At 71.6% G+C, this 19,881-nt stretch carries 14 protein-coding genes; 6 read left to right on the top strand and 8 right to left on the bottom strand.

The features are described 5' to 3' along the window. Positions 1–35: 35 nt before the first annotated feature. The 3 genes from ACIBNE_RS39555 to ACIBNE_RS39565 form a co-directional block, all read right to left on the bottom strand. A complete protein-coding gene (locus ACIBNE_RS39555) occupies positions 36–1,226 on the bottom strand; it encodes a ParB/RepB/Spo0J family partition protein (protein ID WP_399280662.1) in 1,191 nt (396 codons plus the stop codon). Next, positions 1,226–1,888: a ParA family protein gene (locus ACIBNE_RS39560; RefSeq protein ID WP_399280664.1), complete on the bottom strand. Its 663-nt coding sequence runs from the start codon at positions 1,886–1,888 to the stop codon at positions 1,226–1,228. Before ACIBNE_RS39560 ends, ACIBNE_RS39555 begins: the two co-directional genes overlap by 1 nt. Before the next feature lie 276 nt (positions 1,889–2,164). Next, entirely contained in the window at positions 2,165–2,905 is a 741-nt protein-coding gene (locus ACIBNE_RS39565) for an alpha/beta fold hydrolase (RefSeq protein WP_399280666.1), read from the bottom strand. Positions 2,906–3,500: 595 nt separating this feature from the next. On the opposite strand from ACIBNE_RS39565, the gene ACIBNE_RS39570 reads away from it, so the two are divergent. From ACIBNE_RS39570 to ACIBNE_RS39590, 5 genes are all read left to right on the top strand, one after another. Further along, a complete protein-coding gene (locus tag ACIBNE_RS39570) occupies positions 3,501–4,628 on the top strand; it encodes a bifunctional DNA primase/polymerase (RefSeq protein ID WP_399280669.1) in 1,128 nt (375 codons plus the stop codon). Continuing rightward, a complete protein-coding gene (locus ACIBNE_RS39575; protein ID WP_399280671.1) occupies positions 4,625–6,157 on the top strand; it encodes a phage/plasmid primase, P4 family in 1,533 nt (510 codons plus the stop codon). The genes ACIBNE_RS39570 and ACIBNE_RS39575 overlap by 4 nt, the downstream gene beginning before the upstream one ends. Beyond that, complete coding sequence (locus ACIBNE_RS39580; protein ID WP_399280673.1) at positions 6,154–6,555, top strand: DUF6009 family protein; 402 nt, start codon at positions 6,154–6,156, stop codon at positions 6,553–6,555. The genes ACIBNE_RS39575 and ACIBNE_RS39580 overlap by 4 nt, the downstream gene beginning before the upstream one ends. Before the next feature lie 361 nt (positions 6,556–6,916). Further along, the gene (locus ACIBNE_RS39585) at positions 6,917–7,462 is read left to right on the top strand and encodes a hypothetical protein (RefSeq protein ID WP_399280675.1); all 546 of its coding nucleotides are present in this window, start codon (positions 6,917–6,919) and stop codon (positions 7,460–7,462) included. Position 7,463: 1 nt separating this feature from the next. Next, positions 7,464–8,582 (top strand): MAB_1171c family putative transporter, encoded by a 1,119-nt coding sequence (locus ACIBNE_RS39590; RefSeq protein ID WP_399280677.1) that lies wholly within the window; start codon positions 7,464–7,466, stop codon positions 8,580–8,582. A gap of 8 nt (positions 8,583–8,590) precedes the next feature. Here the strand turns inward: ACIBNE_RS39590 and ACIBNE_RS39595 are convergent, their stop codons facing one another. The 4 genes from ACIBNE_RS39595 to ACIBNE_RS39610 form a co-directional block, all read right to left on the bottom strand. Next, the gene (locus ACIBNE_RS39595) at positions 8,591–9,457 is read right to left on the bottom strand and encodes a helix-turn-helix domain-containing protein (RefSeq protein ID WP_399280679.1); all 867 of its coding nucleotides are present in this window, start codon (positions 9,455–9,457) and stop codon (positions 8,591–8,593) included. A 593-nt stretch (positions 9,458–10,050) separates the two neighbouring features. Further along, the gene (locus tag ACIBNE_RS39600) at positions 10,051–11,613 is read right to left on the bottom strand and encodes an alpha/beta hydrolase (RefSeq protein ID WP_399280681.1); all 1,563 of its coding nucleotides are present in this window, start codon (positions 11,611–11,613) and stop codon (positions 10,051–10,053) included. A 14-nt stretch (positions 11,614–11,627) separates the two neighbouring features. Next, positions 11,628–13,193, bottom strand: coding sequence for a hypothetical protein (locus ACIBNE_RS39605; protein ID WP_399280683.1), 1,566 nt, complete (start codon positions 13,191–13,193; stop codon positions 11,628–11,630). Positions 13,194–13,909: 716 nt separating this feature from the next. After that, entirely contained in the window at positions 13,910–14,065 is a 156-nt protein-coding gene (locus tag ACIBNE_RS39610) for a hypothetical protein (RefSeq protein WP_399280685.1), read from the bottom strand. A 446-nt stretch (positions 14,066–14,511) separates the two neighbouring features. On the opposite strand from ACIBNE_RS39610, the gene ACIBNE_RS39615 reads away from it, so the two are divergent. Continuing rightward, positions 14,512–17,748, top strand: a complete 3,237-nt coding sequence (locus ACIBNE_RS39615) for an FG-GAP-like repeat-containing protein (RefSeq protein ID WP_399280687.1) — start codon at positions 14,512–14,514, stop codon at positions 17,746–17,748. Positions 17,749–17,807: 59 nt separating this feature from the next. Here ACIBNE_RS39615 and ACIBNE_RS39620 read toward each other — a convergent pair whose 3' ends face one another. Next, complete coding sequence (locus ACIBNE_RS39620; RefSeq protein WP_399280689.1) at positions 17,808–19,730, bottom strand: ABC1 kinase family protein; 1,923 nt, start codon at positions 19,728–19,730, stop codon at positions 17,808–17,810. Positions 19,731–19,881 lie beyond the last annotated feature (151 nt).

A 19,881-nucleotide genomic window follows, 5' to 3' on the forward strand; every position in this document is an offset into this window, starting at 1 on the left:
CGCCGTGCCCAGCCCCTCCGTGCTTCGCGGTCCGATCAGGCGTTGCCCGTGCCCTGGAGAAGCCAGACCAGCTTCTGCCGGTTCTCCTCCGTCATGTGCTTGCGCAGCTGCATGTCGAACCACAGAGGATTGCCCCACGGCAACGCCTCGACGACAGCCACCGAAGGCAGGCTCGCGGCGGCGGACACAGCGGACGCAGCGGGCTCCGCCGGAGCCGCGAAACCGGCGGACGGAGGTGCGTCGGGCAGCGCGGACGGCTCGTTCCGCGGGTCCGGAACATGCTGTGCCGGGGCTTCAGCGGCCTCCGCCTCCGCAGCCGCCGGGACCACCACCGCTACCGGGGCCGCCGCCGAGGGCGTTACCGGGGCCACCGCCGAAGCACTGTGGGCCGGGGGAGCGCTGTCGGCCGGGGGAGCGGCTTTACCGCGGTAAAGCTCTCCGGTCTCGGCCGGTGCTTGCTGAGAGACCGTCGCACTGTCACCACCGTCACCACTGTCCCCGCCGTGCCCGCTGTCCCCGCCGTCCTCGACCACGAGGGCCCCGGCCTTCTCGGCCTCCCGGTCGGCGACCCTGCGCTCCCACGCGGACCACTGCTCTTGATGCGGAAGCTTCACCAGGTCGCGGGTCTCCCGCACCGGAAGCTCACCGGCCGACACCAGGGCCTGGAGCTCGGGCGCCAGCTTCAACAGGTAGATCTGCTGAGTGACCCAGCCCGCCGACTTGTTGTAGTACGCGGCGACCTTGCCCTTGCCACCGAGCTGATCGACCATCGTCTGCACACCGATCGCCCGCTCGATCGGGTCCAGGTTCTCCCGGTCGTTGTTCTCCGACAGGAGGGCGTCGAGGAACTCGGCGCGGGTCGCTGCGATGGTCTCGTTGTGCACGACGTTCAGCGTGGGCAGGCCCGCCTTCCGCGAAGCCCGGAACCGCCGCTCCCCGTTGACGATCACGTACGAGGCGGAGCCGAGGTGCCCCTCTTCCTCGGGCCACAACTTGAGGTAGCTCGCGCGCGACACCACGACCGCGGGCTGCAACTGGCGGCGCTTCAGGACGGATCCGAACTGCCTGAGATCGTCGTCGGACCCGAAGTTGCGCCTCGGGTTGAACCGCGTCGGGACGAGCTTCGACAGCGGAAGCGTCAGCAGCAGGGGATCGCTCTTGCCCGGAACGTCATCGACGCGCTGGCCGGCGAGCGAGGCGAGACTGGTACGGCGTCCGGCGGTCATCAGGCCCGGCCCCCGTACCCGAGCTCCAGCGCCAGCCGGAAGAAGTCTTCCCGCGCCTCCATGGCGACCCGGTTCTTCGGGTACTGGGTGACCACCCGGCCCTCGACGGAGGCCCGCGTGTGGACCTTGTAGCGGCGCACCACGCTCTCCGTGCGCGGCCAGCCCTGCGCGTCGATGTAGGCCTTGGTGTCTTCCAGGTCGGCCTGGCCGTCGCGCGGGTCCCAGTTGTTGATGACGACCTTGAACGGGAGGCCCGTCGGCTCGATCACCTTCTGGATGGTGCGGGCGGTGGGGTCGAACGCGAGCCCCTCGGGGGGCATGGGCACGATGACGTCGTGGGCGTACTTGAGGGCCTCCAGGAGGAGGTTCTCGTCCTGCAGGCTGCCGGGGGTGTCGATGAAGACGTGCTGGAGACCCTTGGACTGGCCCTTCAGGACGTCGGCGACGATCGCCCCGAGGTTCAGGGTCGTGGTCGTCTTGCCGACTCCGCCCTTCTGGTTGGCGACGACGTGCACGCGCGCGCCCGCGTCCTTGAGGACCGCGAGGTTCTCGGGAGTCTCGTGCTCCTGGGAGAAGTCGAAGGGCAGGTCGGTGATGCGGTTGGCCCACCAAACCGTGGAGGCTTGTGGGTCGATGGACACGACATAAACACTGGCTGGCATCTGATGCTCCGTGTGCTTCCCGTGAGGTACCGGTACTTCGGGCAGAGAGCATCATCCCAGATGCCATCGGCCCGCTTTGCGCGGGACATCCAAGAACAGCCGATATGAGACATGGGTTACTGCCGCACGGTTCTTTACCGCGGTAAAGAACCTGCCCCCGAACCTCGCGGGGGAGGAGCGCCCGACCCACGGGCGCTCCGATTCCCTCACCCCGCCGGGTTCCTGACTCCGCGTGTCACACCCAGGTCCGACACCGGAGTCCAAGCCTGGCGCCGACTACCGGTAGACCGCGTGGAGGCGCTCTCGCTCCTCGGCGGCATCGAGGAGAACCTGCGCCAGCTCGCGCGGCTGGGAGAACATCGGCCAGTGGCCGGTGTCCATCCTGACCAGCCGCCAGCGCTCGCTGTTCAGCAGCTCGGCCACATCTTCGTCCGGCTCGGCGTCGTCGGGTTCGGTCCCCGGCATCACACACAGGACGTACGTCGCCGGAAGCCCGGCGAGCGGCCCCGCCAGCACGGCGGGCTCGGTCAGCGTGGCACCCGGATGCGGCGTTGAGCCGCGCACGAGGCGTGAGATCTGCTCGTCGGTGAGTCCTTCGCCGTCGAAGTGAGCAGCTGGCGGGACCGGCCAGAAACCTCCGTTCTCGGCGATCGACGCCTCCACCGCCGCCCCGCCGTCCGGCCAGGCGGAGAGAAATGACGCGCCGTCCGCTGGAACGCTTGAGTCGACGAAGACCACACGGGCCAGGCGGTCACCGATCCGCTCCGCCGCCTGTCCGACCGGGATGCCCGAGTAGCTGTGCCCCACCAGCACCACGTCACGCAGGTCCTGGCGTTCCACCTCGGCGACGATGTCCTGGACGTGGGTCGCCTGCCCCGCAGGGACACCCCGTTTGTCGGCAAGACCGGACAGCGTCAACGGATGGACACCGTGGCCGGCCGCACGCAGGAACGGCGCCACATCGCCCCACGCCCACGCCCCGAGCCGCGCCCCTGCGACCAGTACGAAATTCACCATGCCCGCACCGTAGCCTGACCGCCTGACGGCGCCTGGGCCGGAGGCACCGCGGATGACCACCGGGTTCACAACGGTCGTCCAGTACGGCGACTTCCGCGCCCCGCTTCCGTGCCCCGTACTTCGGTCGCTCGCTTCAGTCGCTGCTCGGTCGCTCCAGTCGCTGGCGGAAATCGCGCCGAGGCGGCAGCGACTGAAACCCAGAGACTGAAGCACCGTTCAGTCTCTGCTCAGTCGCTTGATAAAAGACCAGGTCAGAGAGGTGCACCCGATCAGACAGCGACTGAAGCGACTCTGGCTGGAGTATATGGAGGACTTCTGGATGCGCGCGTGTGCGTCATAGATAGGAGGCTTGAGTCGCTTCAGTCGCTGTTTTTCTTTTCGCACCGCTCTGACCTGCGGTTTTTCTGGTGTACTCAACGCAGCGACTGAAGCGCTGCGTCTACGGTTCAGTCGCTGCCGCCGGTCGCCCCCTTCGGCAGGCGTCAATGCGGCGACACGAGACTCACGAGGAAGGGGAGGGTGTCGGTCCTTCCCCGGCACATTCGCTAATCTGTGTCCGTTGTTGAGTCGCTTCAGTCGCTGAGGAGGGGAGTACATGTTGTCTGACCTGCATTTTTCCCCCAGCGACTCAACCGGCGACCCAACAGAAGAGCAGCTGGGCCCGTCGGTCGCCGAGCCGCTGGCCATCGCGCGGCTGTGCGCGGGCCGCGGTTGGCCCGTGCACCCGCTCGTCCCCGGCCGCAAGACGCCCGCGGGCAACTGCGCCGCGTGCCGCGTCCCGGGCCACACCCACGAGAACTGCCCGTGCCCCGCTGCGGGCCGCTGGTGCCACGGCTTCCGCGCCGCCACCCTGGACGCCGCACGCATCGACCAGTGGTGGGGCCGTCATCCGCACATGGGCGTCGGGGTTTCCTGCGGCCCGGCGGACCTGGTCGTCATCGACGTCGACGCCCATCACGCCCCCCAGCCCGCCCCGGGACTGCTCCTCCCGGGCATCACGATCGCCGATGCCGTCGACACCACCGCGATGACCACCGGCTACCACACCCTGGCCGTCCTGGCCGCGCTGCGGGCCCAGCCCAACCCGGCCGACGACGCGTCAACCCTGCGTGTCCGGACGCCTTCGGGCGGGCTGCACATCTGGTACCGCGCCACCGACGGGAGCCGCTGGCGTTCCTCCTCGGGCAGCGGCGCGGGCCGGGGGCTCGCCTGGCAGGTCGACGTACGGGCGAACGGCGGCTACATCATCGCCCCCGGCACCACCACGACGGCCGGGACCTACCAGCCCGTCGGCGAAAGTCGGCTGCCCGCCCCGCTCCCGGGCTGGCTCGCCCAGGAACTCGACCGTACGGGGCACTTGCCCGCCGCCCCCACCTCCGTACCGGCGCCGCGCCCGGTCCCGCCCCGGGCCCGGCAGGCGGTCCAGGCCGAAGGCGGCGGCCGCGACGAGGCACTGCGGGTGCTCACGCGCCTGCTGGCCGACGTCGCGGACTGCTCCACCGTCAGCGAAGGCGCGGGGTTCTCCGACAAGCTCAACCGCGCCGCGTTCACCGCCGGCGGCCTGGTCGCCGCCGGACACCTCAGCCAGCACACCGCCGAACGAGCCCTGCAGGAGACCGCCGAACTCGCCCGCCCCGGACAGCAGCAGCGTGCCGCGCAGATCATCCGCAGCGGCATGAACGCCGGAGCCCGACGTCCCCTGCACCCCGGGAGCCGCACGTGAACAACCCCAGCAGCGGCAGCCCCGACTTCCTCTTCGGCTTCGACGCGCACGCGGTCGCCGCTCAGATCCTCGCCCACCACAATCCGGCGGCCCCCCTGCCCGCCCAGAGCGCGACCGAGCCCCAGGGCCCGGCCACCGCGGCCGGGCTGCTGCCCGACACCCTCACCGACCGCGGCAACGCGAAGCTGTTCATCCAGCTCTACTCCCGCGACTACCGCCACGTCCCGGGCCTGGGCTGGTACCGGTGGGACACGACCCGCTGGCAGGCGGACGAGGACGAGACCGTCCTGTGGGCGGCGGGCGAACTCGGCGAAGCCATCGCAGAGACGGACCCCCGGGGCAAGTACAGCCCCCATGACCTCGGCAAGCACCGCAAGCGCGCGCTGAGCACCGCGGGCATCCACGCCATGCTCGACCAGGCCAAGTCCGCCCCCGGCATGGTCCTCAAGGCCGCGCTGCTGGACGCCGACCCCTACGCCCTGTGCACGCCCGCGGGCATCGTCGACCTGCGCACCGGCCTGGTCCGCACGCCCGACCCCAACAAGGACTTCCACTCCCGCTCGACGACCACCAGCCCGGCCCCCATGCGCACCCCGCGCTGGGACCGCTTCCTGACCGACACGTTCGGGGACGACCCCGACGGCACCATCATGATCAGCTTCCTGCAGCTGCTCCTGGGGTACTCCGTCACCGGGGACGTCGGCGGCCAGGTCATGCCCTTCCTCTTCGGCTCGGGCAAGAACGGCAAGTCCGTCCTCCTGGACGTCCTGATCAAGCTCCTGGGGGACTACGCGGACGCCGCCCCGCCAGGCTTCCTCATGGCCCGGCCCTTCGAGGGCCACCCCACGGACCTCGCCGAGCTCCAGGGGCGCCGCGTCATCGTCTGCTCCGAGATCAAGCCCGGCGACAAGTTCGACGAAGCCCGCTTCAAGCACCTCACCGGTGGCGACCGGGTCAAGGCCCGCCGCATGCGGCAGGACTTCTTCTCCTTCGAACCCACCCACAAGTTCTGGCTGCTGGGCAACCACCGCCCCGAAGTCGGCACCGGCGGCTTCGCGTTCTGGCGCCGCATGCGCCTGATCCCCTTCGAGCGGGTCGTCCCCGACGACCGGAAGATCGACAACCTCGCCGACCTCCTGGTCACCGAAGAGGGCCCCGGCATCCTCAACTGGCTCATCGACGGGGCCCGCCGCTACCTCTCGGGCGAGAAGGACCTCTCCGGCCCCGACAAGGTCCGCATCGCCACCACCGCGTACGCCGAGACCGAGGACCACACCGGCCGGTTCTTCGACGAGGCCTGCGCCCTGCACCCCGACCACCGGGCGGAGCAGGCCAGCCTGTACGCCGCGTACCGCACCTGGTGCCAGCACGAAGGAGCCCCCGCCATAACCTCCCGCGCCTTCGCCGCACGCGCCCGCGAACTGTGCGGCCTCGCTTCCCCCAAGCAGATGGTCCTGTCCAACTCCCGCAAGTACTACCCGGGCATCGGGCTGCTCGCCGAAGAACAGGCAGTGGAGGAGACCCCATGAGCGCCCTGATCACCGACGACGAACTCGCCCACGAATCCGACATCGTCTGGCTGGAGGACCCCGACGGGCTCGACTACGTCCGCCAGAGCCTGGACCGCCTGCCCACCCGGCGTGGCAAACCCGCCTACCACCGCGACGGCCGCATGGTCGGCTACGCGGTCCTGGGCACCAAGGCCAAGGCGTCGCGCTCCTCGGGCACCTTCCGCCGCCGCGTCTTCTGGCTGCTGCCCCACGACCGCGACACCGAACCCGAGGGGCTGTACGCCAAGAGCGCCCCCGCCGAAGCCGTCGACCCGCGCACCCTCACCGCACGCAGCAAGGGCCGCAAGACCGAACGCTCCGAAGGGGGCCCGCCGTCCACCGCGATGCGGGAACTCGGAATAACGCTCCCGCTCTGATCCGAAGTCCAGCCAGCCCGCCTACCTGCCAGCCCGGCGGGCAGGGCCGAACCGTACGCCTCTCGGGCTTCGGATTGTGTGAGATTATCTGCGCCGTAGGCAGTGTCGGCCTGCCCGCCGGAACACCGGCCGAGCCGTGGTCGGCCTCCCGCTCCCGGCCCGGCATCCCAGAAGCGCGCTCCCGCTGGCAACCGGTCACCCCCGCCAGTCGGTTCACTGACACGGGGAAGCAGGAGTACGGACGGTCATCGTCCGCGCAGGAGACAGCGAGGTGACGATGCCGGTCGACGGCCCTCCACGGGAAGAGCGGGACGGCCCATCAGCCGGAGGATCCGGCGGATTCGGCAGGTCGCTCCGACGGTTGAGCGACGGACTCCGGGCCGCCCGCCGCGAGCGCGCGGCCGACCGGGAACTCGAACGCCGGTTGCGCCGTCAGCTGCGCGACCTCGAAGTGGACCCGCCACTGACGGTCGAGGCGCTGTGCGACGCGGTGTCCAGGAAGCGCGGCCGCGAGATCCTCCTGCGCCCCCATCCCCTGCCCGTCCCCGGCCCGCAGGGTCTGTGGCTGGAGACCCGCACGTGCGACGTCATCGTCTACCAGGAGCGCACGACCCCGATGCACCGGCGCCACATCATCCTGCACGAGGTGATGGGGCACATCTACGGCGCCCACAAGTCGGATGCCGGGAACGGAGGTTTCACCGTGCCCGGACTCAACGACGGGGCGGTCCGCCAGGCCCTGGCCCGCTGCGCCTACGACGACGACCAGGAGTGCGAGGCGGAGAAGGCCGCCACGATCGTGACGGCCTGGGCGTTCGTCCTGGACGAGGTCGCGCCCACCGCGTCCGGCCACCCGGAACTGCGGCGCGTCCATTCCGCGATCGGCGACCACCGCGGTTGGCTGTGACGTGCGCTACGCATTCTTCGCGGTCTGCTCCACCGTGCTCACGGCCGCGACCCTCTGGAAGCTGTACCAGCTCGTCCGGGCGCCCCGGAACCTTCCGCTGCGCTGGCTGACCTACTGCCTGGGATGCGTGACGGGCACCTACGCGCTGAGCACCTACGCCGGGCAGCGGATCGTCGACTCCGCCGTGACCGTGGGCACCGCCAAGGTCGTACAGGACGTCATGGCCATGGCGACGTGCTTCACCCTGCTCGTCTTCTACCTGTACTCGGCCGAGTACAGTGCGGCGATCCGCCGCAGGACGCGACGCGAAGCACTGGTCTTCTGCGGGGCGGTGGCCCTGGTCGTGGCCGCGGCGGTCAGCGCGCCCCGGCACGCCGTGCTCCACAGCACCTTCGAAGAGGCCGTGATGACGGTGCCGCAGGTCCTCGTCTTCTACCTGGGCATCGGCCTGTACATGTGTTACGCGCTCACCGGGGCCGGCCTCAGGACCCACCACTACGCGCGCATGTCCAACGGCGCGGCCGCCACCGGTCTGCGGGTGGCGACGGTCGGCCTCGCCGTGATGGTGGTCTGCACCGCTGTCCGTGCCGTCTTCGCGCTCATCCGCCTCGGCGGGGGATCGGTCCCCGACCGGCTGACGCTGTACACGGCAGTCGTACTGGCCTCCTCCACCCCGGTGTTCGTCGCCGGGGTGACCTGGCCCGGCGTGCACGCGTACTGCGCCGCGTGCCGACTGCGGCACGCGCACCGGCGGGCCTACCGGCAGCTGGAGCCGCTGTGGCACCTGCTGTCCTCCGCCTTTCCCGACATCGTGCTGCCCCGGACGGGCCGGGGCGGGGGCGCGACCTTCCGCTACGCCCGCCGGATCATCGAATGCCGTGACGGCCTGCTCCGCATCGGCCCGCACCTGGCCGAGAGCCCGGCGGCCGGGGCCGTGGAGCCGACGGAACTGGCGTCGCGCCTGCGCCGTGCGGCAGGAGACGTCCACCGCGGCCGGGCGGCGACGGCCTCCGGAACGCCCCTGTGGGTGATGGGGGGAAGCGGCGGCGAAGCCGATGACGTCCAGTACCTGGTCGTCCTGTCACAGGCCCTGCGCACGCTGCCCGCCAAAGCCGCCTGACCATCGGGCTACGGGGTGGTGTCCCGGCCCTCGCGGGCCCATTCCGGAAGGCTGTCGACGATGTCGTTCACGAGAGCCAGCAGCTCAGGTGACAGGTCCTCGCCCTCGTTCAGCCCCCGTGTCGCGATGCCGACGAGGTCTCCCTTGCGCTTGTGGCTGAGCATGCGCAGACCTTCCACGACGGTCCAGACGATCTTGCGCTGGTCCGGCTCGAAGTAGATCGCGGTGACGCCGAACACCTCGGCCAGGCCCTCCCTGACGACGGCCGGCGCCTCGGTCACCGTACCCGTACGCAGATCGCTCACGTCCTGCTCCGAGACGACCTCGGCGCCCGCCGCACGGTTGATCCCGCGTGCGATGTCGGCGTCCGACGGCGGCCGCGAGTCTCCCTGGTACAGGTGCTCCAGCAAGTACTGGATCTTCGCCGCGAGCGTGGCCGGAATCGTCGGCGGAGCCGGTGCCTGAGCGCCGAAGCTGCGGTCCTGCGCCGCGTGCAGGGCTTCCTCGGACACCCCGTAGAGGCGCGTGAGTTCCGATACGAGTTTGGGCGTCAGCCGCCGCATGCCGCGCTCGGCGTCACCCACCGCGTCCTTGCTGTGGACCAGCCGCTCCACCTCGTACTGCGCGTACCCGGCGTCACACCTCAGGTCGGCCAGATCGGGCACGCCGTGCCGGGGGAAGAGCCGGTCGATGTCGCACCGCAGGGCGCGGGCGACGGCGGGAAGCCGTTCGGGATCGGGGCCCCGGCCGTTCTCCCAGGTCGCCACTGCGGAACGGGAGGCTCCCACGGCCTTGCCGAAAGCGGCCTGGTTCCGGAAACCCGCCGCCACTCGCGCTGACCTCAGGCGATGGCCGTCGAAGTGGCGTACAGGCATAAGGCGGTGCTCCTACGGGCGGCTGGCAGGGCAGGTGAATAGTAGCCACTTGTTCACCGGGTGAAGTTGGCATAGTGTCATTTTCGCCCGGGGGGGGAGTCGGGCGGGCTTTCCTTCGACCGAGTCGAGCTCCATGGGGCAAGGCTCGTTCGGGCAAAGCTCGTTCGGCCCACCGGGTCCATCCGCTCACGGCCCCGGCAACGCGCTGACGGCCCTGGTGATCCTGGTGATCCTTGCGAAGAGGGAAACATAGATGAGTCTCGCATCTTTCTCGGCCCGGGAGCGAGCGCACAGCGGATACCGGCCAGTGTTCTGAACATCGGTGCCGTCGGGCCGGTGGCTAGCACCCACCGGGACCGGCAGTACGTTCCGGCCGGTCGCGGAATTACCAGATCCGCGCCCGGCCCACGCCCGGGGAGAGTTCATGACCTCCCCGCGAGCGAGCGCCGCGCGGCAGGGGCCGGAGAGCCTCCCAGCACCTGCTCCTGCCGCGCAGCCCCGCGGTGCCGGTCCGCACCCCCGGTTCCGGTCCGCGCCGCGCCGCTCGCTCCACCGGCTCCCGGCCGCGGGGACCCCCTCCCCGCGGCCGGGTCTCAGTTCGCCCGCTCCTCCCGTGCACAGGTGACATCCGTCGCAGGGAGACGGCCCGTGGCCAGGTACGCATCGGCCTGCCGGTCCGCGCACGCGTTCTGGGTGTCGGTGTAGAAGCGGACGCCGTGGCCTTCGCCTCCGGCCACCGTCACCATGCGGGAACCCTTCAAGGAGCGGTGCATGCTCTGCCCTCCGGACAGCGGAGTCTGCGGATCCCACTCGTTCTGCACGATCACCGCGGGAACCCGGTTGTCGATCGCCACGGCGGGTTCGGCGGCCTTCGGCCAGAAGGCGCAGGGGGAGATCCCCGAGACGAAGTCCCCGTAGAGCGGGTACCGGACCGCGTCACGGGTCACGTCGCGCCAGTACGCCTCCGGGTCCCGCGGCCAGTCGGAGCCGTCCCCGCACACGACGGCCCAGCGGCTCATCGCCAGATTGTCGTCGGGGACGCCGGTGCGGGCGACAGCGGGACCCGGAGACGTACTGCCCGGAGACGTACTGGCGGCAGGGGGCGCCGCGGGTCGGCCCGCCGCCGCCTCGCGCAGTCTGACGACGAGTTCGGCGCTCGCGCGGACCCTGACGAACTTCGCGCGCAGCAGGTTGCGCACCCCCGTGCCGTCGTACGTCGCCCCGTCCAGCTCGACGGCCTCGCGGTCCGCGCCTTCGACCAGCCGCCAGAACGTACGGGTCACCTCTTCCGGTGTGCTCCCGAGGCGGTACTCGGAGGCACGCTCCGCCGTCCACCCCGCCCACCGCCAAAAGGCGTCCTCGGCCGTCGGCGCCAGGACCCGGTACATCCCGCGCCACATCCGCTTCGGGTCGATGGCACTGTCCATGACGAACCGGTCCGCGCGGTGCGGGAACAGCTGCGCGTAGGCGGCGCCGAGTGCCGTGCCGTAGGAGAGGCCGTAGTAGTTGAGCTTCCGCTCGCCCAGGGCCGCCCGCATGACGTCCATGTCCCGCGCGGTGTTGCGCGTGGTGATGTGCGGCAGTACGGCGCCCGCCGTGGCCCGGCACCGCTCGGCGACCTTCCTGGCCCAGGCCGCGTTCGCGTCGAACTCGGCCCTGGTGCGTGTCGGGCGGGGGAACAGGAGGTCGGAGCCCCGCAGCCCGCACGTGACGGGCGTGCTCTCCCCGATCCCCCTGGGGTCGAAGCCGATCAGGTCGTACTGCTCGGTGACCTCGCGGGGCAGTTCACCGGCCGCCATCACGGGGAAGTCGAGCCCAGGCCCCCCGGGGCCACCGGGGTTGAACGTCAGGATCCCGCGCCGCTTGCCCGGCACGCTCGTCCTGAGCCGGGATATCGCGATGTCGATGTGCCTGCCGTCCGGTCGGCGGTAGTCGAGGGGAACCTTGAGCGTGGCGCACTGCATCGTGGCGGGCGCCTCGACCGGACACCGCCCCCAGGCGAGCCGCTGCTGTGCGTAGGGGGCGAGCTGCTGGGCAGTGGTGCCCGGCGCGGGCGAGGCGGCGGCCTGCTGAGGGGTGAGTTGGGGAAGGAGGGTCGCCGCGACGCCGAGTGCGAGCAGCGGCGCGAGACGGCGGGGACGTGCGGGGAGAGACACGGGAACGGGGTCCTTCACATCGGCGTGGGCGTGGGCGTGGGTGTGGGCATGTACGGGTCGGTTGGGTACGGGTACGTGGTCTGTCCCCGCAGTTGCTCGGCGCGGTGCCGTACGCACACCGCGCGGCCCGCGATGGCGGGCCGACGACAGGTCTGTCCCCGCCACCCGGCACAGGGGGCGGGGGAGGCCCGTGCCGGTGGGGCGGCCGGTGTGCTCCGCGACTCCCGGCAGGATCTGCACAGTTCGTCGGCGAGCGAGGGACCGGCCAGCAGAATGCGGCAGCCGCAGTCGCGGCAGGAGGAGCGCGGCACGGCACCGGGCGCGTTCGAGGACACCGGCGGCCGGACCGGCCCGGTGTGCTCCCGCCCAGCGTGCTCCCGCCCGGTGTGCCGGTGTGCGGTGTGCCGACGCGCGGCCAGGTTGTCCGCGCACGTCCCGCAGGGTTCCCGCGACGGCCAGATCACGCCCGCCTCGCAGGAGTGGTGGCCGCAGCCCCACCGGGGCAGCGCGACCCCCATCAGCCATCGGGCGGGATCCCCGATCTCGTCCGTCGCCACGTTCGCGAAGCGCAGGGTCAGCCGGTGCCGCAGCCGGGCGGTGTCGTGGCCGAGGTCGAGCTGGCGGCCCACCTCGCGTGCGATGCGCCGCTGCATGAACGTGTTCACCCGCTCGTACAGCACCCGCACCGGTTCGAGGACCTCGGTGATCCGCGGATGGAGCGTCAGCGGGGGCCCGGTGTACGGACGCCGGGACATCCGCTCGCTCCGGGAACGGGAGCCGTCGGGGGAACGTGCGCCCTTCCGGGAAGGGGAACCTTCTCGGGAACGGGAGCCCTCTACCACCGGTGTTTCGCCTACGGCGGGTACGGCAGGGCGGCTCTCGTCGTCGGGTCGGTCAGTTCTGTGGTCTTCCTTGTTCGCGAGCGACCCCTCACCAGGATGTGCACCCGATCCCTCACCAGAGTCCACGGCCGGAGGGCAGCCGTCCGAGGACGGAGACGGCTCGGGGGACACCGGTGCGGCGGCCGAGTCGTGGGCGATGAAGCAGTGCCGACCCTGAGCTCCGGCGCGGCGCCGTACCGTCACCCAACCGGCCGCCTCAAGGGAGTCGACGATCCTCCCCGCGGCCGCCGTGGACAGCGGAGCGCTCGCGCGCGCACCGGAGTGGTGGCGCAGATGGCCCGCCAGTTCGCCCTCGGTGAGCGGGACGCCCTGGAGACCGGCGAAGCGGAGCACCGCGTACGCCCGTACCTGCCGGGGAGTCAGGTCCTCGCAGACGGCGACGGGCAACCAGACGAAGCGCTCGTCCCCGGACATCGGGCGCACCCGGCGCCGGGCCGTGGTGCCGCAGCCGCCCGGCAGCGAGCGCCGTTGGTTGACCGGGAGTTCGACGACGCCGTCCGGACCCGGCCTGCGGAGCTGGGCGATGCCGCGTTCCACGGAGGAGCGTGACAGCCCGAGGTACGAGGCGAGGGTCCGGGTGCCCGCGGTGCACCCCTCAGGACGCCGGCCCAGGGCCTTGACCTTGATGTAGACGGAGAGCGCCACGTCGGCGTAGTGCGCGGACTCCACCAGGCGCATGGGCACCTTGACCCGCTGGTGCCGTGCGCCCTGTCGGGCACGGTGCGGGTACGGCGGGCCGGAGGAGGGCCCGGAGAGGCCCGAAGTGACGAGAGGCAGAGAACTGGACACGCATCCCCCGCACGCCGGCCACGGGATGACGAGCCGTTGGCAGCGTGCTGAAACCGCTTCTCATCCGTCGCCCGGATGGGAAGGCCGTGCGGACATGAACGGGCGCGCCACGGCTCGCGGGGGTGTCGTCCCCGACTGCCGTGGTCGCGAAAGGGTCGGGCGAGTGGTTCGTAGGTATCGGACACACCTACGTAGAACGACTCACAGTCGCCGGGCGGGACCGTCCTTCACGCCGGATCCGGCGGAAAACCGCCCGTGGCGGCCGAGCGGTGTTCCGCTGTCGCGGCGCGCGCCGTGCGGTGGGCGGGCGGGGGCGAAGAAGCCCGGGGAGACGACGCGGGACGATCGCCGAGCTGACAAATGCCATGGCAGTGCTGCAAGATGTACTCCAGTTCTCCCTGGCGCTGTCCAGGGATGACGAAGGCCCCTCGGGGCCGTTGCTGCTGGGAGGCAGTGATATCCAGGCCTGACGGTCTGGTTCTTCGCTCGGCGGGGCTGGTAACTCCGTCGGAGCGGTGACAGCCGGTCGTGGAGCTGCTAACTCGACGACGGCGAGAAGGGCGAGGAGCGCTCCCCCCGCTAAGGGGAGCGCCCGCCCGGAGTCGCTACGGCATCCGGCCCTCCTCTACGAGGACCGTGCGCGGCGTGAGACGTCCGCCCGATGTGCCCAGCGAGAAGCTCCGGCTCTCCGCCGCCTTGGACGCGGTGTGGAGGCCGGGCTCACTGTGTACGTGCGTGCGGGTGCGGGTACGCTCCAACACGAGACACCGCCTTACTCGGTTTCTCGACTCGATGATCGCCCTCGGACCGGCTCAGGGTCCGGGGGCTGTCGTGTTGTCAGGGCGATCGGATCAGCAGGTCGATCGACAGATCGTTCGAGGGTCACCCTATCCTCATCGCCAACGGAAGTGCACGGAGTGCCTGCGGGCCGGTGCGAGCCGCCTCCAACCCTGAACCGCCCTCACTTCTGCCCGTACGCGCGACGGTTGGGCGCGGTGGCCGCCGGGTCGGCGCACCGGAGCGCCACGGTCGGCAAAGACGCTCCCGTCGGACCGGCCGCAGCACCTGCGCCCAGTTGTTGAACGTGTTCGAAACCGGCTGCCGTAACGCGATTCCGCCCTGCTAATGTCGCCTCAGCTCGCGCGGGGGACGTGCCGGTGATCGCACCAACTCCCCCGCGTCGAATGCCCTGGGGAGGGGAATTTCCATGAATCGTCCGCCGCACCAGCGGGCCAGACGCCGTCAGCGCGCGCTCGGCCGCATCGCTCTCACCGTCACGCTCGCCGTGACCGCCGGAATCGGCACCGCCGCGGGGACGGCCGTCGCCGCGAACCCCGCCACGAACCCCGGCGCGTCCGCCGACCCCGTCGTCGTCGGCCCCGGCGCCCGCTACGTGCCCCGCGCCACCATCGTCCTGAACGCGGGCCGCACCGGCTTCCTCACCGCCCAGGAGGGCGACGACCGCCTGCGCTGGATCGACTACGCCACCGGTGCGGCGACCGTCCTCGACCACCGGCTGCCCGAGCCGCTCGACTACGACGTGGACGAGTTCCGCTTCTCCCAGTACCCGGCGGACTTCGGACACGGCTCCGACACCGTCGCCCTCTACGCGCCGTCCCCGTCCCCGCACGTGACGCTCCAGCAGCGGGTCGGCGGCGGACCGTCGACCACGATCCCGGTCCCGGAAGGCCAGACGTACGTCGCGACCTACGGCGACACCGTCATCACCCGCACCGGCGCCGAGGACGCGACGACGGGCCTGCACCTCCTGCGCCTGGAGAACGGCGAGGTGCGGGACCGGAAGGTCGAAGGCCTGCCGGAGGGGTGGAACCTCACGGTCGGCGAGGGCGACGCCCGGTCGGTGGCCGTCCGCGCCATCAAGTGGGAGAACAGCACGATGTCGCAGGGGTGGTGGGTCGTCGACCTCGCCACCGGCGCCCTGAAGACGCTCGCCACGAGCGGCGAGAGCGTCTCCTTCGACCAAGACACCGTCTTCCACCTCGGAGCCCCGGGCAACTCCGACGCCCAGGTGTACCGCCGCGACGACCTCGACGCGGAGCCGGTCACCCTGGACCTGCGGGACACGTCGTACAACGACGTCGTCCGGCGCTTCGGCGACGACCTGCTCACCGTGTCCCCGCCCAACCCCGGCAACAGCGAGTACCGGGGCAACGCCCTCGTCCTGCACGAGGCGTCGGGAGACCGCAAGACCCTGCTGGAGGTCGCCGCCACCACGCTGCACCGCACGCCCGACGGCTCGGTCCTGGTGGCCGGTGCGGAGAAGCGAACCGACTACGGAGCCCTCGACTGGGGCTACTACCTCTTCACCCGCGCCGCGGACGGCACCGTCGCCCGCAAGCGCCTTGCCGACATCGAGGACCGGGAGGCCGAGCCCGCCGGCATCGCCCTGGGCAGCGGCATCCTCACCACGGCCGACGACTCGCAGCACTACAACCCGTACACCACCATCGGCGGGTACCGCAGCACCTGGCTGAAGACCTCGGGCCGTCCGGAGGAGATCAGGTCGAGCGTCGACGCCGTCGTGTCGGGACGGGACGACGACTGCGGCTCCGTCGACGACTTCCACTGCGTGAGCATGTTCGCGAGCGGCGACGGCCACCACGGCCGGAAGGCCGCGACCGAACAGGACTCCACCATGCTCTACCGCAACGGCGCCGCCCCGTGGGGCCCGCGGGTGGCCACCGGGCTCGGCAACCCGAAACTCGCCGACCTCTCGGGCCGGTTCGGCGTCGTGAACCAGGGCTGGGGCTTCGAACAGGCGGTCCTGCACTTCAAGGACGGCGACACCGGCAGCGTGCTCAAGAAGCGCGACCTGGTCGGGGCCTCCGTCTGGGGCAACACGCTGTGGAGCGCCCTCGGCAAGTGGGAGAGCCCCGCCTCGGGCGAATCGACCCGGGTGGCGTCGGAGAACCTGCTGACGGGCGCCGCCGGTGAGACCTTCGACGCGGGCTGCGTCCCCAGGGACCTCCAGGCCGTGGGCCGCTGGGTGTACTGGCGGTGCAGCAACACCCACAACGACTTCGAGGGCGCCGGAGTGTACGACCGGCAGACCAAGAACTCCCTGAAGCTCGGCGCCGACGAGACGCTCCTGGGCGACGGCTACCTGGTCCGCCGCTCGGACACGGCCGGTCTCACCCTCGTCGACTTCCACGACGGCCTTCCCGCCGGCGGCAAGGAGGCTGACCTGCCCCAGCGGGTGGTCGCCACCGCCGCCGAGCTCGGGGACCGGACCGTGCGCCGGGCGGGCTGGACCGTCGACCGCTTCGGCGGCCACGTCGCCTACACCGGCGGGGACCGGCGGGTGCGGATCGTCCCGTCGGGCGTCCCGGCCTCCAGGATCGACGTCATCGACACCGACGCCCCCGCGGCCGCCGACGTCAGGGCCGGGGCCTGGCAGCCCCGGTGGTGGCTGTCGAAGCCGGGCGCCTCGTGGACGCTGGCACTGAAGCACAAGGCCACCGGGAAGACCGTGCGGACCCTGACCGGGGGAGAGGCGCGCGGCCAGATCGCGGCGTCCTGGGACGGCAAGGACGCGAGCGGGAGGATCGTGGGCAACGGGGCCTACACCTGGACCCTGGCCGTCAAGCCGGCCGACGGGCAGGGAGCCGCCCTCGCGGTGTCCGGTGCCGTGTCGGTGAGCGGCGGCGCCGCGGTGTGGCGGGACGCCGCCGGGAACGACGGGTTCGGCGACCTGCTGTCGACCGACTCCGCCGGGGCCGTCTCGCTGCACCGGGGGACGGGCAGGGGCACGCTGGCCTCCCGTACCGCCGGGACCGGCGGCCACTTCGCCGCCTCGGCCGTGCTCGTGCCCTTCGGGGACGTGGACGGCGACCGCTGCGGGGACGTCCTCGCACGGGTCGGCGACCAGCTGCGGGCCTACCGGCCCGGCTGCGGGAAGGTCGTCACCGCCTCCTCGCCGTACACGCTGATCGGTTCCGGCTGGGGCCAGTACGACCAGCTGGTGTCGCCCGGCGACCTGAACGGGGACGGCTTCGTCGACCTGGTCGTCCGCCGGGCGACCACCGGCGACGCGTACCTCTACGCGGGCACCGCCGGTCACCGGCTGAAGCCGGGCGTGCGGATCGGGTCCGGCTGGAAGGCGTACAAGCGGATCGCGGGGGCCGGGGACCTGAACGGCGACGGCCGCGGCGACCTGCTCGCGGTCGACTCCGCCGGAGTGGCATGGCGGTACGGCGGGACGGCGACCGGCGCCGTGGCCGCGCGGGCGCGGATCGGCGGCGGCTGGGGCGGCTACTCCGCGCTCGTGGGGACAGGAGACCTGTCCGGCGACGGACGCGCCGACCTGCTGGCACGGGACACCGCGGGAAAGCTGTGGCGCTACACCGCCAACGGGGCCGGTGCGTACGGCGGCCGAGTGCTGATCGGTGCCAGCGGCTGGAACGGGTTCAAGGGACTGTTCTGAGCCAGGAGCGGGGAGCACGCGCCGTCCCCGCAGAAGCGTAGGCGCCCCCGTGGGGGCGCCTACGCGAGCGGTTTGCTCAGCAGGAACAGCGTCCGAAGGACGCACGCCGCCGACAGCACCAGCAGGTGGTAGCCGATCAGGGCGTAGAGGCTGAGGTCCGGGGTCGTCATCGGGCCGCCCGCCGTGCCGAGCAGTTGGACGCCCGAGACGCCGAAGAAGATGCCGAGCAGGGTCAGCAGCACCCTGCCCACCAGCTCGCCCGCCACCTGCCGGTCGCGCGGGTCGGCCAGCAGGCGGACGTTCATGCCGAGCCGCCCCTCCTCCAGCGCGCTGCCGATGCGGTCCACGCGGCGCGGCAGCCGCCGCAGCACCGGCAGGATCGCGATCAGCTCGTCGCGCGCGGTGTCCCGCAGGGAGTCCGCGCCGAGCTGGTGGGCGATGCGCCCGGAGGCGTACGAGCGCGAGGCGCTGAGCATGTTGAAGCCCGCACAGATCCGGCCGAGCGTCCCCTCCAGCGTGCCGAGCGCCCGGAACACCGCGGCGACCTCCGGCGGGATCGCGAGCCGGAAGTCCGCGACGATCCGGAACAGACTGGTGAACATCTCCGCGTCGGGCACCGCGCCGTGCCCGAGGTGCCGCGCGCTGAACTGGCCCAGCGCGCGCCGCAACCGCTGCTCGTCCACGTCCTCGGGCCGGTCGGTGACCTCCAGCAGCGCGTCCCGCAGCGCGGCCGGGTCGCCCCGGTCGACGGCGAGGAACAGCGCGGCCACGGCGTCGCGCAGCCCCGCGTCGATGCGGCCGACCGAGCCGAAGTCCAGGAGCGCGGGGGTGCCTTCGGGCGTCAGCAGGATGTTGCCCGGATGCGGATCGGCGTGGAACACGCCGTCGTACACGATCTGGTTGAGCAGCGCGGTGAACAGCGTCTCGGCGAGCCGCCGCCCGTGCTCCTCGTCGTCGGGCCGCGCGCTGCCCAGCGGCACGCCCTCGATGCGGCCCATCACCAGGACGCGGGCGCTGCTGAGGCGTTCGTGCGGGACGGGGAAGGCGACGGTGGTGTCACCGCGGGCCTCGGCCGCCTGCCGTACGGCGGTCATGTTCCTGGCCTCGACGCGGAAGTCCAGCTCTTCGCGGACCGCGACGGCGAACCCCCGCGCCAGGTCCTGGAGCCCGAGGCCGCGGCCCCATCCGGTACGGGTGTGCAGGGAGCGCGCGAGCCGGTTCACTATGTCCAGGTCCCGCTCCACCTGCTCCCGGATGCCGGGGCGCTGGACCTTCACGATGACCCGGGTGCCGTCCTTGAGCACGGCCGCGTGCACCTGCGCGACGGACGCGGCGGCGAGCGGCAGCCGCTCGAAGTGGGCGAACACCTCGTCGGGCGGCGCCCCGAGCGCGTCGAGCAGCGTCCTTTCGACCTCGGGCCAGGGCGCGGCGGGCACCTGGTCCTGGAGGCGGCTCAGCTCCTCGACGTACACCTCGGGGAGCAGGTCGCGCCTGGTCGACATCAGCTGGCCGAGCTTCACGAAGGTGGTGCCGCCCGCCTGGAGCGCCTGCCGCAGCTCCACGGCGAGGAGTTCGTGCCGGGCGTCGGCGGTGCCGCCGCGGCTGCTGAGGTACGGGCCGAGGCCGTGGCGGCCCGCGATGCGGACGATGGAGGAGTAGCGGCGCACGCGGGTGACGCGGCCGCGCAGCGACTGTGCCCAGGTGAGCGGGCGGACGCCGCCGGGCGGGACGAGGACGTCGAGTACGACGAGGGTCACCATGCTGGTGAGCAGGCCGATCCCGAGCATCACGGAAGAGAGCGCGGCCCGCTCGTCCGTGGTGTCGAGCTGGGGGCCGAGGATGCCGCCGCCGACGCTGAGGCCGATGAAGCCGGAGAGGGCGACGCGGACGAGGCCCGCGTCCATGCCGAGGAGCTTTCGGGCGGTGAGGGCGGGGAGGAGGAGGACGCAGAAGCCGCCGACGAGGACACCCAGTAACCACATGCGCTCCATGATCCCCCAAGTCCGCGGGGAGCAGGGTGAGTTCGGGGCGGAGGCCGCCTTGCTTCGCAGCAGTGAAATGTTACTGTACAGCCCGTGCAAACCAGTCTTTCGAGCCCAATTCGGCCTTGGCGTGCGGGGGAGTGAGTGCGTA

The sequence above is a fragment of the Streptomyces sp. NPDC050504 genome, assembly GCF_044458065.1.
GTDB lineage: Bacteria > Actinomycetota > Actinomycetes > Streptomycetales > Streptomycetaceae > Streptomyces.

Coding starts and splice junctions, on each gene's coding strand:
- ACIBNE_RS39555 (WP_399280662.1), bottom strand. CDS start 1,226: ATGACCGCCGGACGCCGTACCAGTCTCGCCTCGCTCGCCGGCCAGCGC.
- ACIBNE_RS39560 (WP_399280664.1), bottom strand. CDS start 1,888: ATGCCAGCCAGTGTTTATGTCGTGTCCATCGACCCACAAGCCTCCACG.
- ACIBNE_RS39565 (WP_399280666.1), bottom strand. CDS start 2,905: ATGGTGAATTTCGTACTGGTCGCAGGGGCGCGGCTCGGGGCGTGGGCG.
- ACIBNE_RS39570 (WP_399280669.1), top strand. CDS start 3,501: ATGTTGTCTGACCTGCATTTTTCCCCCAGCGACTCAACCGGCGACCCA.
- ACIBNE_RS39580 (WP_399280673.1), top strand. CDS start 6,154: ATGAGCGCCCTGATCACCGACGACGAACTCGCCCACGAATCCGACATC.
- ACIBNE_RS39595 (WP_399280679.1), bottom strand. CDS start 9,457: ATGCCTGTACGCCACTTCGACGGCCATCGCCTGAGGTCAGCGCGAGTG.
- ACIBNE_RS39605 (WP_399280683.1), bottom strand. CDS start 13,193: ATGCGCCTGGTGGAGTCCGCGCACTACGCCGACGTGGCGCTCTCCGTC.
- ACIBNE_RS39615 (WP_399280687.1), top strand. CDS start 14,512: ATGAATCGTCCGCCGCACCAGCGGGCCAGACGCCGTCAGCGCGCGCTC.
- ACIBNE_RS39620 (WP_399280689.1), bottom strand. CDS start 19,730: ATGTGGTTACTGGGTGTCCTCGTCGGCGGCTTCTGCGTCCTCCTCCTC.